Source organism: Geothrix terrae, from assembly GCF_022808775.1.
Classification (GTDB): Bacteria; Acidobacteriota; Holophagae; order Holophagales; family Holophagaceae; genus Geothrix; species Geothrix terrae.
Genome location: NZ_JAKZLA010000003.1, coordinates 382,031 through 406,538, shown reverse-complemented (window position 1 = coordinate 406,538; position 24,508 = coordinate 382,031). Strand labels below are relative to the sequence as shown.

At 67.2% G+C, this 24,508-nt stretch carries 13 protein-coding genes; 7 read left to right on the top strand and 6 right to left on the bottom strand.

All coding sequences use genetic code 11. The features are described 5' to 3' along the window. The first annotated feature begins 152 nt into the window (after positions 1-152). Positions 153-2,732, top strand: a complete 2,580-nt coding sequence (locus MLE42_RS07800) for a PIG-L family deacetylase (RefSeq protein WP_243287314.1) — start codon at positions 153-155, stop codon at positions 2,730-2,732. A 102-nt stretch (positions 2,733-2,834) separates the two neighbouring features. Beyond that, positions 2,835-4,544 carry a sodium:solute symporter family protein gene (locus MLE42_RS07795; protein WP_243287313.1) on the top strand — a complete coding sequence of 570 codons (1,710 nt, stop codon included), beginning with the start codon at positions 2,835-2,837 and terminating at the stop codon, positions 4,542-4,544. Positions 4,545-4,653: 109 nt separating this feature from the next. Here the strand turns inward: MLE42_RS07795 and MLE42_RS07790 are convergent, their stop codons facing one another. Then, positions 4,654-6,108 carry a glycoside hydrolase family 130 protein gene (locus MLE42_RS07790; RefSeq protein WP_243287312.1) on the bottom strand — a complete coding sequence of 485 codons (1,455 nt, stop codon included), beginning with the start codon at positions 6,106-6,108 and terminating at the stop codon, positions 4,654-4,656. Continuing rightward, positions 6,108-8,390, bottom strand: a complete 2,283-nt coding sequence (locus tag MLE42_RS07785) for a glycosyltransferase family 4 protein (RefSeq protein WP_243287311.1) — start codon at positions 8,388-8,390, stop codon at positions 6,108-6,110. Before MLE42_RS07785 ends, MLE42_RS07790 begins: the two co-directional genes overlap by 1 nt. Positions 8,391-8,718: 328 nt before the next feature. Between MLE42_RS07785 and MLE42_RS07780 the strand changes: the two genes are divergently transcribed. After that, positions 8,719-10,920 carry an aconitate hydratase gene (locus tag MLE42_RS07780; RefSeq protein ID WP_243287487.1) on the top strand — a complete coding sequence of 734 codons (2,202 nt, stop codon included), beginning with the start codon at positions 8,719-8,721 and terminating at the stop codon, positions 10,918-10,920. Between the two features lie 6 nt (positions 10,921-10,926). Here MLE42_RS07780 and MLE42_RS07775 read toward each other — a convergent pair whose 3' ends face one another. Both MLE42_RS07775 and MLE42_RS07770 read right to left on the bottom strand, forming a co-directional pair. Then, complete coding sequence (locus MLE42_RS07775) at positions 10,927-11,550, bottom strand: trimeric intracellular cation channel family protein (RefSeq protein WP_243287310.1); 624 nt, start codon at positions 11,548-11,550, stop codon at positions 10,927-10,929. Beyond that, on the bottom strand, positions 11,543-12,817 hold the full coding sequence (locus MLE42_RS07770) for an amidohydrolase (RefSeq protein ID WP_243287309.1): 1,275 nt from the start codon (positions 12,815-12,817) through the stop codon (positions 11,543-11,545). Before MLE42_RS07770 ends, MLE42_RS07775 begins: the two co-directional genes overlap by 8 nt. Positions 12,818-12,968: 151 nt before the next feature. Between MLE42_RS07770 and leuS the strand changes: the two genes are divergently transcribed. The 4 genes from leuS to MLE42_RS07750 are packed head-to-tail and all read left to right on the top strand — an operon-like array spanning position 12,969 to position 17,576. Next, entirely contained in the window at positions 12,969-15,395 is a 2,427-nt protein-coding gene (gene leuS, locus MLE42_RS07765) for a leucine--tRNA ligase (RefSeq protein WP_243287308.1), read from the top strand. Between the two features lie 4 nt (positions 15,396-15,399). Further along, entirely contained in the window at positions 15,400-16,338 is a 939-nt protein-coding gene (locus MLE42_RS07760) for a PLP-dependent cysteine synthase family protein (protein ID WP_243287307.1), read from the top strand. Beyond that, positions 16,338-16,979, top strand: a complete 642-nt coding sequence (gene pyrE, locus MLE42_RS07755) for an orotate phosphoribosyltransferase (RefSeq protein ID WP_243287306.1) — start codon at positions 16,338-16,340, stop codon at positions 16,977-16,979. The genes MLE42_RS07760 and pyrE overlap by 1 nt, the downstream gene beginning before the upstream one ends. 39 nt (positions 16,980-17,018) lie before the next feature. Continuing rightward, positions 17,019-17,576: a cob(I)yrinic acid a,c-diamide adenosyltransferase gene (locus tag MLE42_RS07750; RefSeq protein ID WP_243287305.1), complete on the top strand. Its 558-nt coding sequence runs from the start codon at positions 17,019-17,021 to the stop codon at positions 17,574-17,576. Between the two features lie 137 nt (positions 17,577-17,713). On the opposite strand, the gene MLE42_RS07745 is transcribed toward MLE42_RS07750, so the two are convergent. Together MLE42_RS07745 and MLE42_RS07740 are read right to left on the bottom strand one after the other, a co-directional pair. Continuing rightward, positions 17,714-20,764, bottom strand: a complete 3,051-nt coding sequence (locus tag MLE42_RS07745; RefSeq protein ID WP_243287304.1) for a TonB-dependent receptor — start codon at positions 20,762-20,764, stop codon at positions 17,714-17,716. A gap of 391 nt (positions 20,765-21,155) precedes the next feature. Continuing rightward, complete coding sequence (locus MLE42_RS07740; RefSeq protein WP_243287303.1) at positions 21,156-24,350, bottom strand: TonB-dependent receptor; 3,195 nt, start codon at positions 24,348-24,350, stop codon at positions 21,156-21,158. Positions 24,351-24,508: the final 158 nt, after the last annotated feature.

The following is a 24,508-nucleotide window of genomic DNA, read 5'->3' as shown; positions in this document are numbered from 1 at the left end:
TAGATGATTCAGAGGCTCCATTTGGGGACGAACCGAACTCACGAAGCCACCCTCTGGCGGGCGCTGCCGGTTCCCAGGCCGCCATGCAATGTCTCTTCCTTGGAGACGCCCGGCTGGCACTCTATGCTGGCCGTTCGGACCAAGGGACTTCCATGCAGCCAGGCTCCTCCACGCGCGCCCTTCCCCCCGCCACTGGCTTTGGACGCTCCCCAGGGCGGACCCTGCGCTGGATCCTCCTCCTCGTCCTGGGGGCGGTCCTGGGCCCCTGGCTCGGGGCCCAGGTACCCGTCCGCGATGGGGCAGACCTCCAGAAGCAGCTGGACCGCCTCCAGACCGTGGGCAGCGTCCTCTACATCGCGGCTCACCCGGATGACGAGAACACCGCCGTGCTCGCCACCCTGTCCAAGGGGCGCAACCTCCGCACGGCCTACCTGGCCCTCACCCGGGGCGGGGGCGGGCAGAACCTCATCGGCCCGGAGCTGGGCGGCGGCCTCGCGGCCATCCGCACCCAGGAGCTGCTGGCCGCGCGGCGCATCGACGGCGCCGAGCAGTTCTTCACGTCGGCGGTGGACTTCGGGTTCTCCAAGACGGCAGAGGAGTCCCTGCGGATCTGGGGCCACGACCGGGTCCTCGCCGAGGTGGTACGGACCATCCGCGCCTTCAAGCCGGACGTCATCCTCACCCGGTTCCCGCCCGATGCGCGGGCGGGGCACGGCCACCACATCGCCTCGGCCCTGCTGGCCATCGAGGCCTTCAAGGCCGCCGCGGATCCGGGCCGCTTCCCGGAGCAGATTGCGGCCGGCCTCCGCCCGTGGCAGGCCACGCGGCTGCTGTGGAACCACTACCTCTTCACCGACGACGCCCCGGCGCCCCCCGCCGGGAGCCTCACGCTGGATGTGGGCGCCTTCGACCCGCTGCTGGGCCGCTCCTATGGCGAGCTGGCCGCCGAGAGCCGCAGCCAGCACCGCAGCCAGGGCTTCGGCGTGCTGGCCCAGCGGGGCCGGCGGCTGGAGACCTTCGAGCGCCTCGACGGCCGGCCCGCCACGGGGGATCTCTTCGAGGGGATCGACCTCACCTGGTCCCGCTTCCGCGGCACCCGCGGCCTCGCCGCCCTCCTGCGCGAGGCCCGCGAGGGTTTCCGGCCGGACCACCCCGTCGCCAGCCTGCCGCCGCTGGTCCGTGCCCTGCAGGCCCTCCGCGCGTTGCCCGCCGAGACCTTGGCCGAGCCGGTGGTCCAGGCCAAGGCCGCGGAGCTGGAGGATGCGATCCGTGCGGCGGCCGGACTCTGGGTGGAGGCCATCGCCGACCGCCAGCGCCTGGCACCCGGCGACCGGCTCACGGTGAATGCCGCGCTGCTGGCGCGCGGCGGCGCGTCCCTGACCCTCGAATCCCTCGCGCTGGAATCGGTCCGGCCGGAGGGCAGCCGTGTCCTGGAGTCGCGCACGGAGGGCGCATTCCTGCCGGACAATGCGCCGAAGAAGACCGCCTTCTCCTTCACCGTGCCGGTGGACGCGCCCCTGGGTCAGCCCCACTGGCTGGGAGGGCCGGGCGCGGAAGCCTGGGCGGGCCTCCCCGAATCCCCGGCGCCCTTCCGCCTCCGGGCCCGCCTGGAGACCGCGGACGGCCCCTTCGAGGTCACGGTGCCCGTGAAGTTCCGGTTCCGGGATCCGGTCCTGGGCGAGCGGTACCACCCGCTGGCGGTGGTGCCGGCTGCGCTCGTGACCTTCGCCGACTCCGTCCTGGCCTTTGAGACGCCGGCCGCGAAGGAGGTGCGCCTCCAGGTGCTGGCCGGCGGCGCGGCCGCCTCGGGGCGTGTGCGCCTCCGGGTGCCCGCGGGCTGGGCCGTGAACCCGTCCGGGCAGGCCTTCGCCCTGGCCCATGCCAGCGAGAAGAAAGAGCTGGTCTTCCACGTCACGCCGCCGGCCGCGGCCGCTTCCGGCGAGCTGCGCGCCGAGGTGGACCTGGGCGTGGGCTTCACGGGCGCCCGCAGCCTGGTGGTGGTGGACCACCCGCACATCCCCCTGCAGACGCTGCTGCCCGAGGCGAAGGTGCGCCTGGCGCGCTTCGACCTGAAGCACGACGGCCGCCGCATCGGCTATGTCATGGGCGCCGGCGACGACATCCCCCAGGCCCTGCGGCGCGTCGGCTACGAGGTGGAGCTCCTCACGGACGAGGCGCTGGCCCGGGAGGACCTCGGGCGGTTCGATGCCCTCGTGCTGGGCATCCGCGCCTTCAACACGCGACCGGCCCTCCAGACCCTCAAGGAGCGGCTCCACGCCTATGTGGCCGCAGGCGGCACCGAGCTGGTGCTCTACACCGTGAACACGGGCATCCCCGGGATCAACGCCGCCATGGTCACAGAGGCCATCGGCCCCTATCCCTTCAAGGTGGGCCGGAAGCGGGTCACCGTGGAGACGGTGCCGGTCCGGCTCCTCCAGCCGGGACATCCCGTGTTCCACTGGCCCAACGAGATCACCCCGCAGGATTTCGACGGCTGGGTCCAGGAGCGTAGCCTCTACCATGCCGAGGGCTGGGATTCCCGCTACACGCCCCTGCTGGGCATGGCGGATCCCGGCGAAGCCGAGGACGCCGGGGCCCTGATCGTGGCGCGGCACGGGAAGGGCCACTACGTGTACACGGGCCTGTCCTTCTTCCGCCAGCTGCCAGACGGGGTGCCCGGTGCCACCCGGCTCTTCGCCAACCTGCTGGCCCTGGGGCACGCCCATGACTGACGCCCCGCCGCTCATGGGCACCTGGAAGCGCCTGTACCTGCTGGTCCTGGCCGACCTGCTGCTCTGCGTCCTGGGTCTTCGCCTCCTCGCCTGGGTCTTCTCGTGAGCCGGCTCGACTGGCTCGTCCTCGGCGGCGCCCTGCTGGCCGTGGTGTGCTGGGGCCTCTACAAGGGCCGCGGCGTCACCTCGGGAGAAGCCTACATCGGCGGCGGGCGCGATCATCGCTGGTGGCTCATCGGCCTCTCGATCATCGCGACGCAGATGAGCGCCATCACCTTCCTCTCCACGCCGGGCCTGGCCTACGTGGACGGTATGCGCTTCGTGCAGTTCTACTTCGGCCTGCCGCTGGCCGCCATCGTCCTCTCGATGACGGCCCTTCCGCTCTACCACCGCCTGAAGGTCTCCACCGCCTACGAGATCCTGGAGGCCCGCTTCGACCTGAAGACCCGGCTCCTCGCCGCCGGCCTCTTCCTGATCCAGCGCAGCCTCTCGGTGGGCATCACGATCTTCGCGCCGGCCCTGGTCCTCTCCGTGCTGCTGGGCTGGAGCATCCACGCCAACATCCTGCTGGTGGGCGTGCTGGTCATGACCTACACGGTGGTGGGCGGGACCCGGGCCGTGGCCTGGGCCCACAGCTCGCAGATGGTGATCATCGCCTTCGGGATGATCCTGGCGGGCGTGATGACCATCCACCGCCTGCCCGCCCATGTGAGTCTCGGCGATGCCCTGCATGTGGCGGGAGGGCTGGGGCGGCTCAACGCCGTCGACCTGCGCTTCGACCTGAACAACCGCTACAACCTGTGGTCGGGGCTCATCGGAGGCTTCTTCCTCATGCTCTCCTACTTCGGCACGGACCAGTCCCAGGTGCAGCGCTACCTCGCGGGCAGCTCCCTCACCCAGGGGCGCCTCGGCCTCCTGCTGAACGGCATGGTCAAGGTGCCCTTGCAGTTCCTCATCCTGCTGCTGGGCGTGCTGGTCTTCGCCTTCTACCAGTTCCACGCGCCGCCGCTCTTCTTCAACCCGGGCCCCGTGAAGCAGGTCCTGGCGGGCCCGGAGGCTCCGGCCTACCGCGCCCTCGAGGCGGACTACGCCCGGGCCCGCGAGGCCCAGCGCCAGCGGGCCGAGGCCTTCGTGGCCGCCCGGCACGCCGGGGACGCGGGGACGATCGCCGGTGCCAAGCGGCAGCTCCAGCAGGCGCAGGCGGAGAGCGATGCCGTGCGGCAGAAGGGGCTGGCCCTCATCGAAAAGGCCAATCCGGGTACCCATCCCAGCGACGTCAATTACATCTTCCTGGCCTACGTGCTGAGCAGCCTGCCCGCCGGGCTGGTGGGCCTGGTGCTGGCCGCCGTCTTCTCGGGCTCCATGTCCTCCATGTCGGGCGAGATCAGCGCCCTGGGCGCGACCACGGTGGTGGACCTCTGGCGCCGCCTCATCGGCGGCAGCCGAGGCGCGCGCGAGGTGTGGGTGGGGCGCATCGCCACGTTCGCCTGGGGCTGCTTCGGCATGGCCTTCGCCGAATACGCCGCCCGCCTGGGCTCCCTCATCGAAGCGGTGAACATCCTCGGCTCCCTCTTCTACGGCACGATCCTCGGCATCTTCATCACGGCCTTCTACGTCAAGCGCGCCCGCGGCGGCACGGCCTTCTACGCTGCCCTCGCGGCGGAAGCCGGCGTGCTGCTCTGCTTCACGTTCACCCGCATCTCGTTCCTCTGGTACAACCTCATCGGGTGCGCCGCCGTGGTGGCCCTGGCCTACGGGTTCAGCCTGTTCGACAGGTCCGCGCGATCCGCGCGCCGGCTGGACCCCGTGTGACACCACCCGGCGTTCAACGCTGGAGACCCATCATCGCCGACGCCACAGAGGGGTCCGGAGATCTCCATGCCGGTGTGGCGGATCCTTCCGCATCGAACGCGGATCGGCATCAGGCCCGCAACGCCTCGAGCAGGTCGTCCAGGCGCAGGCTCACGATGGTCGAGGCCCGGTCGCTCATGGCGTAGGGAAGGACGAGGTCCCGGCCGTGCAGGAGGGCGCCGCAGCTGTAGACGACGTTGGGCACGTAGCCTTCCCTTCCGGCACCCTCGGGCACCAGCAGGGGGTCCTGCAGGCGGCCCAGGACCCTGGTCGGATCGTGAAGGTCGAGCAGGGCGGCCCCGATGCAGTACTTGCGCATGGGCCCGACACCGTGGGTGAGCACCAGCCACCCCGCCTCGGTCTCGATGGGCGAACCGCAATTCCCGATCTTCACGGATTCCCACATCTCCGCGGGCCGGAGGAGCACGGTGGAATCGCTCCAGTGGTGGGGGTTATCCGAGAACATGATGAAGAGGTTCTCGTCGTCCTGGCGGGAAAGCATCACGTAGTTGCCATCGATCCGCCGGGGGAAGAGCGCCATGCCCTTGTTCTGGACCGCGGTGCCGTTGAGCGTGAGGATGCGGAAGTGGAGGAAGTCCTTGGTCTCGATGAGCTGGGGCAGGATGGCGTGCCCGTTGTAGGCGGTGTAGGTGGCGTAGTACATCGCCGCCCCATCGTCCTCGACGAGCCGGACGAAGCGGGCATCCTCGATGCCGTGGCTCTCGTTCGTCGATACCGGGAAGATGATCCGCTCGCTCATGGCGAGCTTGGGGGCGAAGTGGATCTCGTAGTTGGAATCGGCGAGCCACTGGATGCAGCGGAGCGTGTTGTTGAGATCCTGGGTGAGGGGCCTGGTCTCGCGCCGGATGCGGAGGACGCAGCGGTTCAGGTCGCTCCGGGTGAAGCTCTCCCCAAGCGCGTCCATCACCATGGCGGCATTCCCGTTCTCGAAGCCCATTTCGTGCAGCTTGACGGTGAAGGGCAGCTTTTTATAGTCGGGGTTGGGGTTGATCTCCGGCAGGTTGACGAAGGGTGAGATGGGATCCAGGTGGATGTCCCCCCCGGCGTCGATGAGGCCGGTCCGGAACTCGATGGAGGAGATGTGGCCTTCTCCGGTGGCCCGCAGGCTCATGATGAACCGCAGGGCGCCCGGCGGGACCCCTGCCTGGTCGGGATGCGGGACCATCGAGGGGTTGAAGAGGGCCGCAGACTCGAGCGAGTACTCCCCGGAGAAGAGGGCGCCGATGAGGAGCTTGCGCGCGTGGGACAGAGGGCGGTGCGTGAAGATGTGGGGAAGCACCCGCTCGAAATTGGCTAGCAGCGGGGTTTCGATGTCGAGATGGCGGGACGCGAATTCCGTCAGCATGGATGCCAGATTCCGCTCCGCCTCGGCTTCGCTCAGCGCCAGCGCCCGCCCGAGGATGGTGGTGATGCGATGCGAGCTGGAGGGGATGAACGGGCGGATGATGACCCGGGCGCTCTGGGGAAGGAGCGTCACATCGTGGGTACGGAGAGGGATCGTCATCAGGAGGTATGGGTGGGGGCTGGCGCCATGACGTGTTCGGCGACATTCATCTCGGCGAGGGACAGATGGAAGGCCAGGGTGGATTCCGCGCCCTGGTTCTCGTTGATCCGATCCGAATGGAGCCCGTCACTGCACCCCCCGCTGTTGGAGTCGTACAGCGGCAATCCCAGGTCGTTCCGGCCCAGGAACCATTCGAAGGCCCGCTTCGCCTCCCGCAGCCAGACGTCCTCCTGAGTGACGCGGAAGGCGGTAAGGCACGCGGAGACCATGGATTGGGCCTCCACGGGCTGCTGGTCGAAGTAGGCGCGGACGCCGCCCCGCACATAGAAGCCATTGCTTCCGATGGGGCGGAAGTGGCCCTCCTGGGTTTTCTGGACGGAAATCAGCCAGGCCAGGGACTTGAGCCCGATCGTCTGGGCCTCGGGAAGGGCCATCTCCTGGCTGCTGTTGAGCAGGGCCTGGCAGAGCCGGGCGTTGTCGTAGGTGGCACTGGATTCGAACCAGGGCCAGTCCTCGGTGGCACCAGCCTCCCACAACCCGATGAGCCTGGCCGTCAGGATCTCGCGCAGGGACCTGGCCTGGGAATGATCCGGGAAGGAGTGGAGGAATTCCTGGATGCCCAGCAACGTGAAGGCCCAGGCGCGAGGGGAGGAAAAGGCTTCCGTGGCCGGCAGGCTCCGCTCGAAAAGCTGAGCCGACAGCTTCCGGTGGCCCGGGTTGCGGGAGCGGCTCGCGCCCGTGCCCACCGCCCAGAGCGCGCGGGCGTGGCTGTCTTCGCTGCCGGATTCCTCCAGCCATTGCCGCCCGAAGCTCATGAAATTCCTGAAGCGGCCGGTGTCGGGATTCAAGGCCGCGGCCAGGAAGGCGAGGTAGCTCGTGGCCAGGCGGTCGATGCTCTCCGAGGGGGGACGGCCTCCGAGCTCGTCCAGCAGGTTGCACAGCACGAAGGCCCTCGCGTTGTCATCGGCGCAATAGCCTTCATGGAAGTTCGGCACGGTATAGGTGGCGTGCTGGAGGATGCCCGTGCTGTCGCTCATGCGCGCAATGTGATCGAGCCGGAGCGGAGGAAGGTCGTAGGGCCGGCTGGCGAGCGTCCATCCGGCGAAGGCCGATCGCGGGATCGCCCGGCGCTCGGAGCGGGCCCGTTGGAAGGACTCCAGAAAGTTCTGGGCCACCGCGGGCCAGATCATCGCGCGCCCCAGCCGGTAGGCCTCACGCCGCGTCGTTTCCAGGCGGGCCGGGTCGTCCAGGTAGGCGCAGACGCCTTCGGCGATGGCCCGGGGATCACGGAAGGGGACGAGGATGCCTCGACCGTCGGCGAGCAATTCCTGGGCATGCCAGTAGGGAGTGGAAACCACAGCCTTGCCGGCGCCGAAGACATAGGCGAGGGTGCCCGAAGTGATCTGCGCCTCGTTGAGATAGGGCGTGAGGTAGATATCCGTCGCTCCGATGAATTCCTTGAGGTCCTCCAGGGATACGAAGCGGTTGTAGAAGATCACGTGCTCCTTGACGCCGCGGTCCTCGGCCAGCCGCTCCAGGCTCAGGCGGTAGTTCTCGCCATCGCGGGCCACGAGGTGGGGATGCGTCGCCCCCAGCACGAGGTAGACCACATTCGGGTGCCGCTTCACGATGTCCGGAAGCGCCTCGATGGCGTATTCGATGCCCTTCCCGGGTCCAAGCAGCCCGAAGGTGAGCAGCACCATGCGCCCTTCCACGCCGAGCTGGGTTTTGTAGAAGCTGGAGTCGATGAACGGCATGTCCGGAATGCCGTGGGGGATGAGGTCCACCTTGGCATCCGGCACCGCGTAGGTGTCATGCAGGATCTGCGCGCCCTTTTCGGCCATGACCACCAGGCGGTCGCTGCGGCGGACGAGCTCTTCCATCACCTTCCGCTGGGCCGCGTTGGGATCGGACAGGATGGTGTGCAGGGTGGTGACCACCGGCATTCGGACTTCCCGGAGCAGCGCCAGGAGATGGCTTCCGGCCGCTCCCCCGTAGATGCCGAACTCGTGCTGGATGCAGAGGACGCCCGCGTTGTTGAAGTTCAGGAAATCCGCGGCCCTCCGGTAGGAATCCAGATCCTTCTCATCCAGCTCGAAGCGCACGCGGGAAGGGTACTCATAGCCTTCGGGGCGATCGTTCACGGCTCCGGCGAAGCACTGGGTTTCGGGTGCCGCCTGGGCGACGGCCTCGCAGAGGTCGGAAGTGAACGTGGCGATGCCGCATAGCCGCGGAAGGTAGCCGCCCAGGAAGGCGATGCGGTCGGGCAGGGGGGAGGGCATCTCGGCATCCCTCTCAGAGTGACGGGCGAACCGTCCCTCGAACTGGTGTGGCACTGCTTTTCATGGGACCCCCGGAGGGTGCCGAAGTTGGAAGGCCAAGCCAGCCGTCAGAGGATTCCCGGACGGGATCGACTCTTCCACGCCTCTGATCCTGCGCCTGAAATGTTCAACATGCCAGAGGTAATGATGGGAAAAACGCGCGATGACAATAACGATCCTAAATGGCTGGAATCCGGTGGAATCGGACTACACTCCCAGGGACCAGGAGGGTTCCGCCGTGGCGCAGATTGAATCCACTCCCTCGTTCGTGAAGGCCGTCTACGACCGCATGGCCGCCAACCTGAAGGTCGTGCGCCGGCGCCTGAACCGGCCCCTCTCCCTGGCCGAGAAGATCGTCTACGGCCACCTGGACCACCCGGACCAGGCGGAGATCCTGCGGGGGAGGAGCTATCTGGAGCTGCGCCCCGACCGCGTGGCCATGCAGGATGCCACGGCCCAGATGGCCCTCCTCCAGTTCATGACCTCGGGACTGCCGGATGTGGCCGTGCCCTCCACGGTCCACTGCGACCACCTCATCCAGGCCGAGGTGGGCTCCAGCCCGGACCTGGCCCGGGCCAACACCGAGAACAAGGAGGTCTACGACTTCCTGTCGACCGTGTGCGACAAGTACGGGCTGGGCTTCTGGCGGCCGGGCAGCGGCATCATCCACCAGGTTGTGCTGGAGACCTACGCCTTCCCCGGCGGCCTCATGATCGGCACCGATTCGCACACGCCGAACGCGGGCGGCCTGGGCATGGTGGCCATCGGCGTCGGCGGGGCGGACGCCGTGGACGTCATGGCGGGCCTGCCCTGGGAGCTGAAGGCGCCCAAGCTCATCGGCGTGAAACTCACCGGCGCCTTCCGCGGCTGGACCTCCCCCAAGGACGTCATCCTCAGGCTGGCGGGCATCCTCACGGTGAAGGGCGGCACCGGCGCCATCGTGGAGTACTTCGGCCCTGGCGTGGACGCCATCTCCTGCACGGGCATGGGCACCATCTGCAACATGGGTGCCGAGATTGGCGCCACCACGAGCCTCTTCCCCTTCAACCACCGCATGGCGGACTACCTGCGGGCCACGCGCCGCGGCGAGATCGCGGCGCTGGCCGAGGGCTTCGCCGAGCACCTGAAGGCCGACGAAGGCTGCCAGTACGACCAGGTGGTGGAGATCGACCTCAGCACGCTGGAACCCCACATCAACGGCCCCTTCACGCCGGACCTGGCCTGGCCCCTGTCGAAGTTCGCCGCCGCCGTGAAGGAGAAGGGCTACCCGGAAGAGCTGAAGGTGGGCCTCATCGGCAGCTGCACCAACTCCAGCTACGAGGACATGGAGCGGGCCGCCAGCGTGGCGAAGCAGGCCCTGGACCACGGCGTGAAGGCCAAGTCCACCTTCACCATCACGCCGGGCAGCGAGCAGATCCGCGCCACCATCGAGCGCGACGGGCAGATGTCCATCTTCACGCAGGTGGGTGGCACCGTGCTCGCCAACGCCTGCGGCCCCTGCATCGGCCAGTGGAAGCGCCACGACATCCAGAAGGGCGAGCGGAACTCCATCATCACGAGCTTCAACCGCAACTTCGCCGCCCGGAACGACGCCAACCCCGAGACCTGCGCCTTCGTGGCCTCGCCAGAGATCGTCACGGCCTTCGTGCTGGCGGGCCGCCTCACCTTCAATCCCGAGACGGACGCCCTCACCGGGGCCGATGGCAAGCCCTTCAAGCTGGTGCCGCCCAGCGGCGACAGCCTGCCGAAGAAGGGCTACGACCCCGGCCAGGCCACCTACCAGGCGCCACCCTCGGACCGGCACCGCATCGACGTGAAGATCGATCCCGCCAGCCAGCGCCTCCAGAAGCTGGAACCCTTCAAGGCCTGGGAGGGCAGGGACCTGGCGGATCTGCGCATCCTCATCAAGGCCCAAGGCAAGTGCACCACCGACCACATCTCCGCCGCCGGGCCCTGGCTGCGGTTCCGGGGGCACCTGGACAACATCAGCAACAACCTCCTCATCGGCGCCACCAATGCCTTCAATGGTTCGGTCAACCGCGTGAAGAACCTGCTCACCGGTGCCACCGACGAGGTGCCCAAGGTGGCCCGGGCCTACAAGGCCGCAGGCGTCGACTGGGTGGTCATCGGCGACGAGAACTACGGTGAAGGCTCCAGCCGCGAGCACGCCGCCATGGAGCCCCGCCACCTGGGCGGCCGCGCCATCATCGTGAAGAGCTTCGCCCGCATCCACGAGACGAACCTCAAGAAGCAGGGCATGCTGCCCCTCACCTTCGCCGACCCCAAGGACTACGACAAGCTCCTGGAGGATGACCGCCTCGCCATCCAGGGGCTCACCACCTTCGCGCCCGGCAAGCCCCTCACCCTGGTGGCGACGCACGCGGATGGCCGCGAGGACCGGATCCCCCTGAACCACACCTTCAACGAAGGGCAGATCGCCTGGTTCAAGGCCGGCTCGGCCCTGAACCTCATGGGCAGGACCCGGCAGTAGACTCCCTCAGGCGGCCCGCCGCCCGAAGCGGGGCATGTTCCAGCCGAAGCGCAGCGAGAGGTAGCGCAGCCCGAAACAGGCCAGGAGGCCCGGCCAGGTGGTCCCGGCCGGACCCCACCGGAAGTGATCGCCCACCACCACCAGCAGCGAGCCCAGCAGGGCCGCGGAGGCGTAGATCTCCCGCTCCAGCACCACGGCCACCCGGCTGAGCAGCATGTCGCGGAGGATGCCGCCGCCCACAGCGGTCATCATCCCCAGGAGGACGGCGGTCTCGGCGTTGCGGCCCATCCCCAGCGCCTTCTGGGTGCCCGCCACGGCGAACATGGCCATCCCCACCGCGTCGAAGAGGAGCACCGGGTAGCGCAGGCGCCGCACCCAGCCATAGGCGCCGAGGGTGGCGAAGGCGCCCAGGGTGGCGCAGGCCAGGTAGCGCCAGTCCGCCAGGCCCACGGGGGGCAGGGCGCCGAGACAGAGGTCGCGCACGATGCCGCCGCCGCAGGCAGTGACGAAGGCCAGGGCCACGATGCCGAACAGGTCCAGGTCCCGCTCCCGGGCCGCCGCGGCGCCGCTGATGGCGAAGACGAAGATGCCCGCCAGATCGAGGAACTCGAAGAGCGCGTGCTCAGGCATGGCTGGTGGGCTCCTCGGGGCCGAGCCAGGCCCCGGCCGCGGCCAGCATGGCCTGCAGGCCGGTCTTCAGGGTGGGATGCAGCACGGGGGCGTACCGCGACGAATGGTTGCTGGGAAGGCGGTTGATCTGCCCGTCGGCCTTCGCCCTGGCGTGGACCTCGGGATCGGTGCCCCCCACGATCCAGAACACGTAGGGCACCTTCCAGGCGCGGCCGAAGAGGCTGAAGTCTTCGCTGGCCGCGGCGGGCGCCGTCTCGTAGGCCCCCTCGCCGAACTGGGCCCGGAAGGCCTTCGCCACCCGCGCCGTGGCTTCCGCGTCGTTCACGGTCATGGGATAGCTGTTCAGGGGGGTGAACTCGGGCTCCTGCGGGGCGTTCGAGGCCGCGCACTCCGCCCGGCAGATCCGCTTCACCGCGGTCAGGACGTGGTCGCGGACGCCCTCGTCGTAGGTGCGGATGTTCAGCTTGAGGGTGGCTTCCTCGGGGATGATGTTCTCCTTGGTGCCGGCCTGGAGCGAGCCGATGGTCAGCACCGCGCTGTCCAGGGGCCCCACCTCGCGGGAGACGATGGTCTGGAGCCGCAGGACGGTGGAGGCCGCCATGACCACGGGATCGATGGAGGTCTGGGGCTGGGAGCCGTGAGACCCTCGCCCGAAAAGCCGGACCTTGAGGCTGTCCCCGGCCGAGAGGATGGTGCCGCTGCGGGTGCCCACCGTGCCCGCCGCCCCCACCATCACGTGCTGGGCCAGGATGACGTCGGGGCGGGGGAAGCGCGTGGTCATGCCGTCGTCCACCATGGCCTGGGCGCCGCGGGCGACCTCTTCGCCCGGCTGGAACACGGCCAGGAGGGTGCCCTGCCAGAGGTCCCGGTGCTCACTGAGCACGCGGGCCGCGCCCATGAGCCAGGTCACGTGCAGGTCGTGGCCGCAGGCGTGGGACACGCCCACCTCCACACCCTCGTCGTTCGTGGCCTTGGCCGTGCTTGCGTAGGGCAGGCCCGTGGCTTCCGTGACGGGCAGGGCGTCCATGTCCGCCCGCAGCATCACCGTGGCCCCGGGGCCGTTATGCAGGAGCCCCACCACGCCCGTGCCGCCCACGCCGGAGGTCACCTCGAACCCGTGCCGAGTGAGGTGCTCCGCCGCGAGCTTCGCGGTGCGCACCTCCTGCATGGACAGCTCCGGGTGGTGGTGCAGGTCCTTGTAGACCGCCTCCAGCTCCGGCAGGAGGGCGTCCAGGTGGGGATCGAGCAGCTTGGCCAGCGGGTCCATGGGTGCCCCTCCGTGGGCAGATATCTTGCGCTGATTCCAGGCCAGGGTGGGAATTCGATGGGGCGAGCCGTGTCCGTGCTTCTGACGCCATGCGGAGGCTGGAGGCGAGGAGGTTTCCTTGTAGAATCAAGGGTTCTACCGGAGTTTCGCCATGCCCTTCCAGCCCCTGACCCAGGAACCCGAGATCCAGCGCCGCTGGCTCGAGTCCGGCGCCTTCCACGCCAAGCGGGCCTCGGAGCTGCTGCCCGGGTCGAAGACCTTCTACATGCTGGTGATGCTGCCCTACCCCAGCGGCCGCATCCACATGGGGCATGTGCGCAACTACACCCTGGGTGACGTGACGGCCCGCTTCCGCCGCATGAAGGGCTTTGAGGTCATGCACCCCCTCGGCTGGGACAGCTTCGGCCTCCCGGCGGAGAACGCCGCCATCAAGCACGGCATCCACCCCGCCATCTGGACCCGCAAGAACATCGAGGAGATGAAGGGCCAGATCCAGAAGATGGGCATCAGCTACGACTGGGACCGCGAGATCGCCAGCTTCCAGGACGACTACTACCGCTGGAACCAGTGGCTCTTCCTCAAGATGTGGGAGGCGGGCGACGTGTTCCGCGCCATGCGCACCGTGAACTGGTGCGAGGCGCTGGGCACGGTGCTGGCCAACGAGCAGGTGGTGGATGGCAAGGACGAGCGCACGGGCTTCCCCGTCGTCCAGAAGCCCCTGGAGCAGTACTTCTTCAAGACGACGAAGTACGCGGATGAGCTGCTCGAGTGCCTGGACGGCCTCGACTGGCCCGAGAACGTGAAGACCATGCAGCGCAACTGGATCGGCCGCTCCGAGGGCGCGCGCCTGGCCTTTGACCTGGAAGGGGATGGCCGGATCGAAGTCTTCACCACGCGCCTGGACACCCTCTTCGGCGTCACGTTCATGGCCCTCAGCACCGAGCATCCCGCCATCGAGAAGGCCGCCGAGACCGATGCGGCCCTGAAGGCCTTCTGCGACCAGGTGGCCTCCGTGAGCCGCGAGGAGCGCCTCACCAGCGACGTGAAGCTGGGCCACCGCACGGCCCTCTCCGTGATCCACCCCTTCACGGGCGAGAAGGTGCCGGTCTTCGCCGCCAACTACGTGCTCATGGACTACGGCACGGGCGCGGTCATGGGCGTTCCCGCCCACGACGAGCGGGACCACGAGTTCGCGAGGAAATACGGCCTGCCCATTCCCCAGGTCATCGAATCGGAAAGCGAGTGGGATCTCGGCACCCTGGTGAACAGCGGTGAGTTCACGGGCATGAAGAGCGAAGACGCCGTGACTGCCATGATCGCCAAGCTCGGCGCCCGCGCCGAGAAGACGACCACCTACAAGCTCAAGGACTGGGGCCTCAGCCGCCAGCGCTACTGGGGCACACCCATTCCCACCGTGCATTGCGATGCCTGCGGGGTCGTTCCCGAGAAGCCCGAGAACCTGCCCGTGCGGCTGCCCGAGGACGTGGCCTTCACCGGCCACGGCCCCTCGCCCCTCACCACGTCGAGATCATTCCTCGATTGTGTCTGCCCGGTCTGCGGAAAGCCTGCCCGGCGCGAGACCGACACGATGGATACCTTCGTGGACAGCAGCTGGTACTGGCTGCGCTACCTGGATCCCAAGAACACGGAGCTGCCCTTCGCCAAGGCCGAGAGCGACGCCTGGATGCCCGTGGACCTCTACGTGGGCGGCATCGAGCACGCCACCATGCATCTCATCTACGCCCGCTTCTTCTACAAGGTGCTGCGCGACCTCGGCCTGGCCTCGGGCCCTGAGCCCTTCCAGAAGCTCATCTGCCAGGGCATGGTGCTGAAGGATGGCTCGAAGATGAGCAAGTCCAAGGGCAACATCGTGGATCCCGACGAGGTCATCTCGAAGTACGGCGCGGATGCACTGCGGCTCTTCATGATCTTCGCCGCGCCCATCGAGAAGGAGATCGACTGGACGGGCTTCGAGGGCATCGAGGGGGCCAGCCGCTTCCTCAAGCGCGTCACCCGCATGGTCGAAGATCACGGGGTCACGGGCGAGGCGCTGCCCGCCAAGGACCAGCTGGCGCCTGCGGAGAAGGCCCTCCTCATCAAGCTCAACCAGACCATCGCCCGGCTCACAGACGACCTGGAGCGCCGCTACCAGTTCAACACCGTGGTCTCGGGCCTCATGGAGCTGTCCAACGCGCTGGGCGACCTGCCGGCGGACGCGCCGCACCGCGGGGCCGTACTGCAGCATGCCCTCGATGCCTTCGTGCGGATGATGTCGCCCGTGGCGCCCCACCTGGCCGAGCAGCTCTGGAACCAGCTCGGCAAGGCCGGTCTCTGCATGCAGGCCGCCTGGCCCGAGGCGGATCCCGCCTTCCTGGAGGCCGACGAGGTGCTGGTGGTGGTGCAGGTGAACGGCAAGGTGCGCGGCCGCATCACCGTGCCGGTCCACGCCGGTGAGGAGCAGCGCCGCGAGGCGGCCCTGGCCTGCGCCGAAGCCCAGCCCCACCTGGCCGGCAAGGAAATCGTGAAAGTGGTCCTTCCTCCGGGCGGCAAGCTCGTGAGCATCGTGGTGAAAGGCTGATTCCGTGGCAAAGACCCTCCCCCCCGTCGTCGACACCGTCCTGGACCTGGTGGGGAACACCCCCCTGTTGCGCCTGACCCGCTTCGCGCCGGGCCTCCAGCTCTTCTCCAAGCTCGAGTACCTGAACCCCGGCGGCAGCGTGAAGGACCGCATCGGCGTGGGGATGATCAAGGCCGCGGAGGCGCTCGGCCAGATCAAGCCCGGCGTGAGCACCATCATCGAGCCCACCGCCGGCAACACCGGGGTGGGCCTGGCCATCGCGGCCAAGGCGCTCGGCTACCGCTGCATCCTCTGCGTGCCGACGAAGTACAGCCGCGAGAAGATGATGCTCATGAAGGCCCTGGGCGCCGAGCTGGTGCTCATCCCCAAGGAGCAGGGCATGAAGGGTGCCATCGCCAAGTGCCAGGAGCTGGCGGCGAGCATTCCCCACGCCTTCGTGCCCCAGCAGTTCGACAATCCCAGCAATCCCGACAGCCACTACGCCACCACGGGACCGGAGATCTGGCAGCAGATGGAGGGCCGCGTGGATGCCGTGGTGCTGGGCGCGGGCAGCGGCGGCACCTTCACAGGCATCGCCCGCTACCTGAAGGAGAAGAACCCCGCCCTCAAGGCCGTGGTGGTGCAGCCCGTGGGCTCCGTCTACTGCGGGGCCCCCGTGGGCGAGTGGGTGGTGGAGGGGGTGGGCAACGGCTTCATCCCCGCGAGCCTCGACCTCTCCCTGGCGGACCGCATCATCGACGTGGCGGACGCCGACAGCCTGGCCACGGCCCGGGAGCTCATCGCCACCGAGGGCTGCCTGGTGGGCGCCTCCGCGGGCGCCAACGCCTGGGCTGCCCGCGAGTTCGCGAAGACCCTGCCCGCCGGTTCCCGGGTGGTGACGCTCTTCCCCGACGGGGCCGAGCGCTACATGTCCAAGCAGCCCGTGGCCGACCTGGAGATCTGATGCCCCTCTCGCCCCGGGATCTCGCCGCCTGCCTGCTGGACGCCGGCGCCGTGCGCCTCCAGCCCCTGGACCCCTTCACCTGGGCCAGCGGCCTGAAGGCGCCCATCTACTGCGACAACCGGCAGTTGCTGGGCTTCCCCGAGGCCCGCGGCCAGATCGTGGCGGCCCTGGCGGCCCGGACCGCCAGCTTCGCCCCGACGCTCGTGGCCGGGGCGGCCACCGCGGGCGTGCCCTGGGCGGCCATGGTGGCGGATCGCCTGGGCCTGCCCATGGCCTACGTGCGTCCCACGCCCAAGAACCACGGCATGGGCCGCCAGGTGGAGGGCCCCCTGGCCAAGGGGCACCGCGCGGTGCTCATCGAGGACCTGATCTCCACGGGCATGTCCAGCCTCAAGTGCGCGGACGCGCTCCGGGCCGAGGGCGCCGAGGTGCCGGCGGTGCTGGCCCTCTTCAGCTACGGCCTGCCCCAGGCGGAGCGGGCTTTCGCCTCGGCGCACATCCCGTTCGAGGTGCTCGGCTCCTTCCAGGTGCTGTCCGAGGAGGCCGAACATCGTGGCCTCCTGGATGCCACCGGCCTAGCCGCCCTGGCGGACTGGCGCACCGACACCGTGGCCTGGAGCCGCGCCCGCGGCGGGGCGTAGGCGCCGACTCATCCTGTCCCTGTTTATCGAGGTCCGATCATGAGGCTCTACACGCGCACGGGCGACGACGGTTCCTCAGGGCTCTTCGGCGGGGAGCGGGTCAGCAAGTCCCACCTGCGCCTGGTGGCCTACGGCACGCTGGATGAGCTGAACAGCGTCATGGGCCTCCTGCTGCTCCATGCCACGGCTCCCTGTGCCACGCAGGAGACCCTCCAGCGCATCCAGCACGACCTCTTCGTGCTGGGGGCCATCCTGGCCACGCCCGCCAACCGCCAGGAGCTGCTGGGGGCCCGCATGAGCGCTCCCACCTGGACCCTGGCGGACATGGAGGCGGACATCGACCGCCTCACGGCGCTGGCGCCGCCCATGACGGCCTTCGTACTGCCGGGCGGCACGTCCGCCTCCGCCCACGCCCACCTGGCCCGCACGGTCTGCCGCCGGGCCGAGCGCGAGGTGGTGGCCCTCACCCACGAGGAGCCGCTGAATCCCTCCGTCCTGGCCTACCTGAACCGCCTCAGCGACTGGCTCTTCGCCCTCGCCCGCGCCGAGAACGCCACCGCCGGCGTGGCCGACATCCAGTGGGTGCCGAAGGACTGATCTGATGGCGAGGCGCGCCTGACAAGGTCTTGCGTCGCCGCTCGAGGAGCGCCGTGCGAGCGCGCCATAGCAGCGGGTCTCTTGGCCAAAGGAAAGGGGGCCGGATGGCCCCCTTCTCCTTGGTGCAGATGGTTCCGCTAGAACTTCAGGCGGAAGCCCATCTGATAACGCCGTGGCGCCTGGAAGGCATAGGGCTCGCCTGCCACGGCCGCGTTGTAGATCGTTGTCGTTCCGGAGCGGACATTCAGGCCTTCGGAAACCCCGGTGACTTCCTGGCGGTTCGTCAGATTGATGATGTCCAGATAGACCTCGGAGCGGAGCTTCTGGTTCCACTTCCAGGCGTACTGGATGCGGATGTCGCTCTGCCAGAAATTGGGGGTCCGGAATTTCCCGGCCTGCTCGGTGAAGACATCGTTGATGTCCTTGGGAGCGCTATTCAGCACGCGGGTGCCGACCTTGTCGCTGGCGCTGTAGTGGTAGCCGGAGTTCGCGTTGAAGTTCATGGCCACCTGCAGGCCCATGTCCCAGTGATAGAAGGCGTTGAACTTCGCCATCCAGTCCACGGAGCCATCCAGCTTGCCGTTCATGTAAGGCAGACGAGGGTCATACTGCGCCAGATCGCCCTGGTAGTCCGCGTTGCCGAGGCTGAAGCTGTTGCCCTGGCCATCCACCAGGCTGACCGAAGCGAAACCGCCCCAGTTATTGGATTCCCGGCGGCTGACGGTGACATCGAGGGTCTTGTATTTACGGACGCCGCCCGGCAGGTTGGCCAGGGCGAAGTTGAGCTGGCCTGCGTTGGCACGGGCCAGGTTCTGGGCCCCGGTGAACCCACCACCGGCAAAATATTCAACCGGCATGGCGAGCCCTCGGAAGTAGTCCACCACGCGTTTCTGCTGGGCGGTGAGAGAGGCGTAAGGCGCCGTGGCGGCACTGCCCATGTTCCACAGGGCCCTGGCCTCGCCTTCAAGGTTGTCGGGGCTGGTGTAGAGCCCGATATCCCAGTCCTCCACGATGTCGAAGTCGCGGCGAAGGGTTCCAACGACTTCGAAGGAGTAGATCCTCGCGAAATCCGTGGCATAGCCGAGGCGGAACTCATCGGTCTTGGGGAGCTTGAACTTGTCCACGAAGACCGCGTCGACAGAGCCCTTGGTGCCGCGGTTGATGGCCGTGATCCAGGTGTTGAACATCCGCACGTCTTCGGTGGTGGCCGAAGCCTGGAGGCTGCCGGTGAACCGGACCATGTCCAGGCGGATGGGATCGATGTAGCGGCCCCAATAGGCGTAGATCTTGGAGTGGCCGTCGCCCTTCACATCGTAGGTCGCACCGACGCGGGGGGCGAAGTTGTAGTCCGTTTTGAAGAGTGACTGGCCGTTGTCCGCCTTGTACTCGTACTTGTCAAACCGGAAGCCGGGGCTCAGCGTGAACCGGCCGACCTGCCACTGATCCTGGATGTAGAACCCCTGGGTGAGCTGCTTGGGCGTGGAACTGGCCGAGGATACGAAATTATTCCGGTAGCCGTAGTAGCCGCCGATGGGATTCACTTCGTTGAAGGTGTAGCTGTTGAAGTCCGAGGACTGGAACACGCCGCCGGTGCCGGTAGGCGTGTAGCCGGCGGCGATGGCCGTGGCCTTGAGGGAGGGGGTGTTGTTGATGGCGCCCAGCACGCGCGCGCGCTGTGACCTCACCTGGCCGCCGGGCAGGGCTCCCCAGGTATAGGTGCCGAGATCGAAGCTCTCGTAGGCCGTACCCTGGCTGATGCCGGAGGTGCGGGTGAGGGAGTCTTCACCGCTCTGGCCGCCGAACTTGACGGTGTGATTGCCGAGCGCGGAAAAGATCCAGGTCAGGTCCGCGCGAAGCAGGTCCTTCTTGTAGACGCGCAGGTCCATCGCTGAACTGTTCCCCTGCTGGGCCTGGTCGGGCGTGAGCGCGGAGAGGGAGACGATGGTGTTCTGCGGGCCCGCATCGGTATAGAGACCCGTGACTTTGTTGTCTTCCTGGTGGTGGGAGTAGTGGACATCCAGGAAGATGTTGCTGAACTGATGAGAGTAGGCCGCGATCCAGCGGTTTCCGCCCCACTCGGTCTTGGCCGCACGGCGCGTGACCACGCCGGGATTGGTGAGGTTGTCGAAGTCGTATGGATTGGTGTTGTAGGTGAAGCTGAACAGATCCTCAGGCGTGATCTGCCAGGTCAACTTGCCGAAGAATCGCTTGCCGTCCTCGTTCAGGCCTGTGCGCGACTCGCCGCTGGGGAGCTTGACGGTCAGCTCATCCTTGACGGATTGGACGCTCCCGACGAACCAGAGCTTGTCCTTGATGATGGGGCCCATGAAGAAGGCGCTGTAATCTCGGACGCTGCGCTCGCCCACGTCGTACTTCCCGTAGCCGACCTTGTTCTGAAGCGAAGGGCTCTGGTAGTCGACGGTCAGGCCGCCTGAGTAATCATTACCACCCACCTTGGTCGTCACGCTGGAGAACAGACCAGCGCGGGCGGTGTATTCCGCGGTGATGGCGCCGGTTTTCACATCCTGCACCTGGATCAACTCAGGGGCGATGGTCGTGCGCAGGGTCCCGGCCTCTGGGCTGGTCACATCCACGCCGTCCACGAGGTAGGTGTTGTTGCGGCCGCCGCCAGACCCGAAGTTGTCGCGGTTGAGGCCCGTGGCCAGAGTGGGATTGCCGTTGGTGTTGCCGAGAGTGGCGATCACTCCGGGAGCCAGATTCAGCGTGGAAAGCTGGGTGCGGCCGACGGGAAGGGTCTCAAGTTCCGTGGAGGTGATCTGGGTGCCGGTGGTGACGGTGGTGGCATCCACTGCGGCCACATTGGACACCACTTCGACAGTCGCCGATCCCAGGGGTTGGAGCTTGAGATTGGCCGAGGAGGTCTGGTCCACCTTGACATCGATGGCGGAGAGGGTGGCGGTCTGGAATCCCTCCTTGGATACCTGGACCTTGAAGTCACCCGGGCTGAGGCGGATGAACCGGGCATTGCCCTCCTTGTCGGAAGGCACGGTGCGGGCGCCGCCGATCTGGGTGGGGCTGGTGACGATGACCGTCGCGCCTGCGACGGGCTTGCCCTGGGAATCCAGCACCTTGACATACAAGTTGCCGTCACCGGCAGCGAAGACCGTGGCGCCAGCGGCCACAAGAAGGGCCGTGGTGCGGGCCATTCGGCGGGGGGAGAGATGCATGCAGAACTCCTGATGAGTGCGGAAGGCCGCACAGGTGAAGGTTGTCGAAACATCGAGCCTGCCTTCGCCTAGACCGCGGCCGACCTCCATCCGGGATTCATGGAGGCGGGACGACGGACCCGGGGAGTAACGGGACGTCGATGTCGAAAGAGCGGAGAGTGCGATAAGGATAGGACAAGTTCTCGACTCCTTTCAGGTTTTTCTTGACCTTTTCATGCGCTACATCGCAACGCGATATTAATTGGCCGAGTCTCTGGAAGCCTAGGAAATAGAGCTAGATTGAAGTCATCTTGGTTAAAGAATAGACGATTGATCCATCATCAATAATGGGGTGGCCTCCAATGAAAACGGGCCCCGAGGGGCCCGTTTTCATTGCGGTTGTGGGTTCCGATTAGAACTGGAACTTCACGCCGAACCGGTAGCGACGGCCAATCTGCCAGGCGTTTGCGGCGCCGTAGCGGGGATCCGGAGCGCCACCCTGGTCGGTGGCCTGCTGGAGCTGGCCGGTGGCGTAGCGGGTGTTGAACAGGTTGAACACATCCACGCTGGGGACCAGCTTGTACTTCTTGCCGATCTTGTAGGCCCAGTCGAGGTGCAGGTCCACGTTGTTGAGGGCGGGTGAGCGGCCAGCGTCGCCCTGCTTCCCGTTGGTGGCCACGGCATCGCCGTAGAAGCCGATGTCCAGGAACTTGTAGGTGTCGGACATGGGGCCGATCCACTGGGTGCCGATGCCGTAGCCGGTGCCAGTGGCCCAGTTGTTGACATTGTTGTAGGCAGCCTCGGAAGAGATGACGACGGGGTTGCCACTCAGGGTGGTGTTGTTGTCGTAATCGAGGTAGCCGAGGTGGGCGGTGTCGTAGCCCGGGGCCCTGCCGTGGCTCAGGGAGCCGTCATCCCAGGCGCTGTTGGGGGTGCCGCTCTGGTAGGTCCAGTTGACGCCCACGTTCAGGTCGCCACCGAAGAAGTCGAAGCGGTGGCTGGCGAAGAGCTTGACCACGTGGGTGCGGTCGTTGGGCAGCAGGCCCCAGCCCACATAGGGGAAGTAGTCGAAGCTGGCGGTGATGTTGCCGTCCGCCTGGCCGTTGGAACTGGATACCACGCCCTCGTAGTTGCCTTCCAGGCGGCTCCAGGTGTAGCTGAAGCTGAAGGTGTCGCGGTCGGTCTTCTTGTCCAGGGTGAAGTCCACGCTCTGGTAGCGGTTTCCGGCCTTCTCATACCCGGTGTTCTGGACGGTGAAGAGGCCCGTGGCCGGGTTGTAGTAGTCCAGGATGTTGATGCCGTAGCTGTTGTAGGGGTAGGGGTAGCCGAAGTACGTGGAGCTGCCGGGTCCGCCCGCCAGGATCACGTTGGTCATGCTCTTGGCATTCGGACGCCACTGCTGGAAGGCACCGGGGTTGCCGATGACGGCCGCGCCAGCGCCGTAGCGGGGAGTCCCGCTGGCGGTGGTGGAGATGGCCGGACCCTCGTCGTAGGGGTTGCCGTACGAATCCGTGAACACCATGTCTTCCATGGGGTTCTTCAGCTCGCGGTACTTGGCGTGGATGCCCGCGGTCCAGCCGCTGGCGAAGGTGTGGTCCACGCCCAGGATGTACTCATTGCGCTCGGGGAGCTTGGTCCCTTCGGCGATGGGGTCGAAGCTGAAGGGCGTGCCGTAGTCGGTGATGGAGTTCGGCGTGGCCCCGTAGGTGTAGGCGCCAGTGGCGGTGTCATAGGTGGAGTTGGTGGGGCGGTAGTTGTAGCGCAGGTAGGTCTCGTTCGCGTAGACGCGGATGGCCATGCGCTGGGGGATCTGCTCGAAGTACTTCGCGTAGTTGCCGCTGACCTTGGTCTTGCCGTCCTGGTTCACGTCCCAGGTGAAGCCGAGGCGGGGCTGCACGTAGTCCTTGAAGTTGTCGAACTTCATGAAGGACTTGTCGTGGAGATCCCGCTGATCCTGGGTCTCGAAGCGGAAGCCATACATGAGCTTGACGCCGGCGCCCACATCCCACGTGTCCTGCGCGTAGAAGGCGTTGATGATGGCCTTCACGGTGGCATTGGTGTGGAGGAACTGCCGGATGATCTGCGTCTGGGTGGGCGCGGTCGTCACGTTGATCTGGACGCGCTCCCCACCGGAGGTGGCGGCGACCTCCGTGTACTTGGAGACGAGCTGGGACAGGCCGAACTTCATGTTGTGGTTGCCCAGGAACCAGCTCAGGTCCACGCGGGCCTGGGTGGTCTGCGTCTTGTCCTCGCTCACGTAGTAGCCCGCGCCACCGTGGGCATAGGCGAGGCCGCTGCCGGCATTGGGATCGCCATTGGTGGAGCCGGGGCCGATGTCTTCCCAGAGGTAGTCGGTCACGCGGACAGTCGTGGTGTCCGTGGGGTTGTTGGTGGTCTTGTACTGGGTGGTGCCCAGCTTGGCGCTGAGGAACAGGCTGGGGCTGATGTTCCAGTCGTAGTTCAGCACGAAGTTCTGAACGTCGAGCTTGGCGTTGTAGCCGAGCTGCGCGTTGCCCAGGGTGCCGGGGTACTGGTTGGGGAAATCGTCCTTCGTGTTGTTCACGTTGGCCGAGAAGGTGAGCTGCTGGTCCTGGGTCAGGTACCAGTTGATCTTGCCGATGACCTGGTAGGCGTCGACCGTCTCGTCGCCGTTGCGGAGGCCGCTGCGGTTGGGCAGGTTGTTGCTCTCGGGGGACTCGGTCTTGCTGCCGTCCACGCCGATGAAGAAGAAGAGCTTGTCCTTGATGATGGGACCGCTCACCTCGCCGCCGAGGTCATAGCGGCTGGTGGGGGGATCCTGCTTGAAGTACTCGTTCCTCTTGGGCACGGCCTGGATGCCGATGGCGTCCCAGGTGGCCCAGGCGGAACCCTTGAAGGCATTGGTGCCGGACTTGGTGATGGCGTTGATCACGCCGCCGAGGGCGCTGAACTCGGGCTTGAAGCCGCCGGTCTGGACTTCCACCTGGTCGATGAAGTCGGTCACCAGCTGGGCGCCCTGGAAACCGCGGGCCGTGTTGGTGGTGGAGAGGCCGTCCACGACGTAGCTGTTCTCAGCGCCCGAACCGCCGCCGATGGAGGGGTCGTTGTGCTGGTTGAGGCCGGTTCCGAACGTGCCGCCGGCGACGACGCCGGGAGCCAGCAGGGCCACGGTGCTCATGTCGCGGCCCTTGGGGATGGCGGACAGGTTGTCCATGGAGGTCACCAGACCCGTCTGGGTGGTGGTGGTGTCCACGGTGGCGGTGGTGCCGAGCACCTCGACCACGGTGGCCGCCTCGGAGGCCATCTTGATGTTGACGGGCTGGGTCTGGTTCACCAGGACCGTGAGGTTCTGGGTGAACTTCTGGAGGCCGGACTTGGTGACTTCGATGGTCCAGGCGCCGGGGTTCAGGAGGCCGAGGCGGAAGGAGCCGTCGGCCCCCGTCACCGCCTGGCGGGTGGTCTGGGCGGAGGTCAGGCGGACGGTCGCACCAGCGATCGGGGCGCCCTTGCCATCCGTCACCGCGCCGCTGACGGCACCGGTGGTGGCCGTCTGCGCGTGCGCGACGATGCCGCTCCCGGCGACGATGGCGGCGGCTGTGAAGCCCAGCCGGGTTAAGACACGATTCATAGAAACTCCTTTGGGGGGAAGGCGGCAATGCCGCATGGTGCAGGTAAAAAGCGAGGGAAGTCGGAGTCAAATGGGGGTAAACAAGTCCGCCGCAGGGTCTGCGGCGGGGGCGGTTCCGAATTCGGAGGACTGCCAAAGAGCGGGGACGAGTGTCGAAA

Bases quoted from the DNA above. Each gene is read 5' to 3' on its own strand.
- MLE42_RS07800 (WP_243287314.1), top strand. From the start codon at position 153: ATGCAGCCAGGCTCCTCCACGCGCGCCCTTCCCCCCGCCACTGGCTTT.
- MLE42_RS07790 (WP_243287312.1), bottom strand. From the start codon at position 6,108: ATGACGATCCCTCTCCGTACCCACGATGTGACGCTCCTTCCCCAGAGC.
- MLE42_RS07785 (WP_243287311.1), bottom strand. From the start codon at position 8,390: ATGCCCTCCCCCCTGCCCGACCGCATCGCCTTCCTGGGCGGCTACCTT.
- MLE42_RS07780 (WP_243287487.1), top strand. From the start codon at position 8,719: ATGGCCGCCAACCTGAAGGTCGTGCGCCGGCGCCTGAACCGGCCCCTC.
- MLE42_RS07775 (WP_243287310.1), bottom strand. From the start codon at position 11,550: ATGCCTGAGCACGCGCTCTTCGAGTTCCTCGATCTGGCGGGCATCTTC.
- MLE42_RS07770 (WP_243287309.1), bottom strand. From the start codon at position 12,817: ATGGACCCGCTGGCCAAGCTGCTCGATCCCCACCTGGACGCCCTCCTG.
- leuS (WP_243287308.1), top strand. From the start codon at position 12,969: ATGCCCTTCCAGCCCCTGACCCAGGAACCCGAGATCCAGCGCCGCTGG.
- pyrE (WP_243287306.1), top strand. From the start codon at position 16,338: ATGCCCCTCTCGCCCCGGGATCTCGCCGCCTGCCTGCTGGACGCCGGC.
- MLE42_RS07750 (WP_243287305.1), top strand. From the start codon at position 17,019: ATGAGGCTCTACACGCGCACGGGCGACGACGGTTCCTCAGGGCTCTTC.
- MLE42_RS07745 (WP_243287304.1), bottom strand. From the start codon at position 20,764: ATGCATCTCTCCCCCCGCCGAATGGCCCGCACCACGGCCCTTCTTGTG.
- MLE42_RS07740 (WP_243287303.1), bottom strand. From the start codon at position 24,350: ATGAATCGTGTCTTAACCCGGCTGGGCTTCACAGCCGCCGCCATCGTC.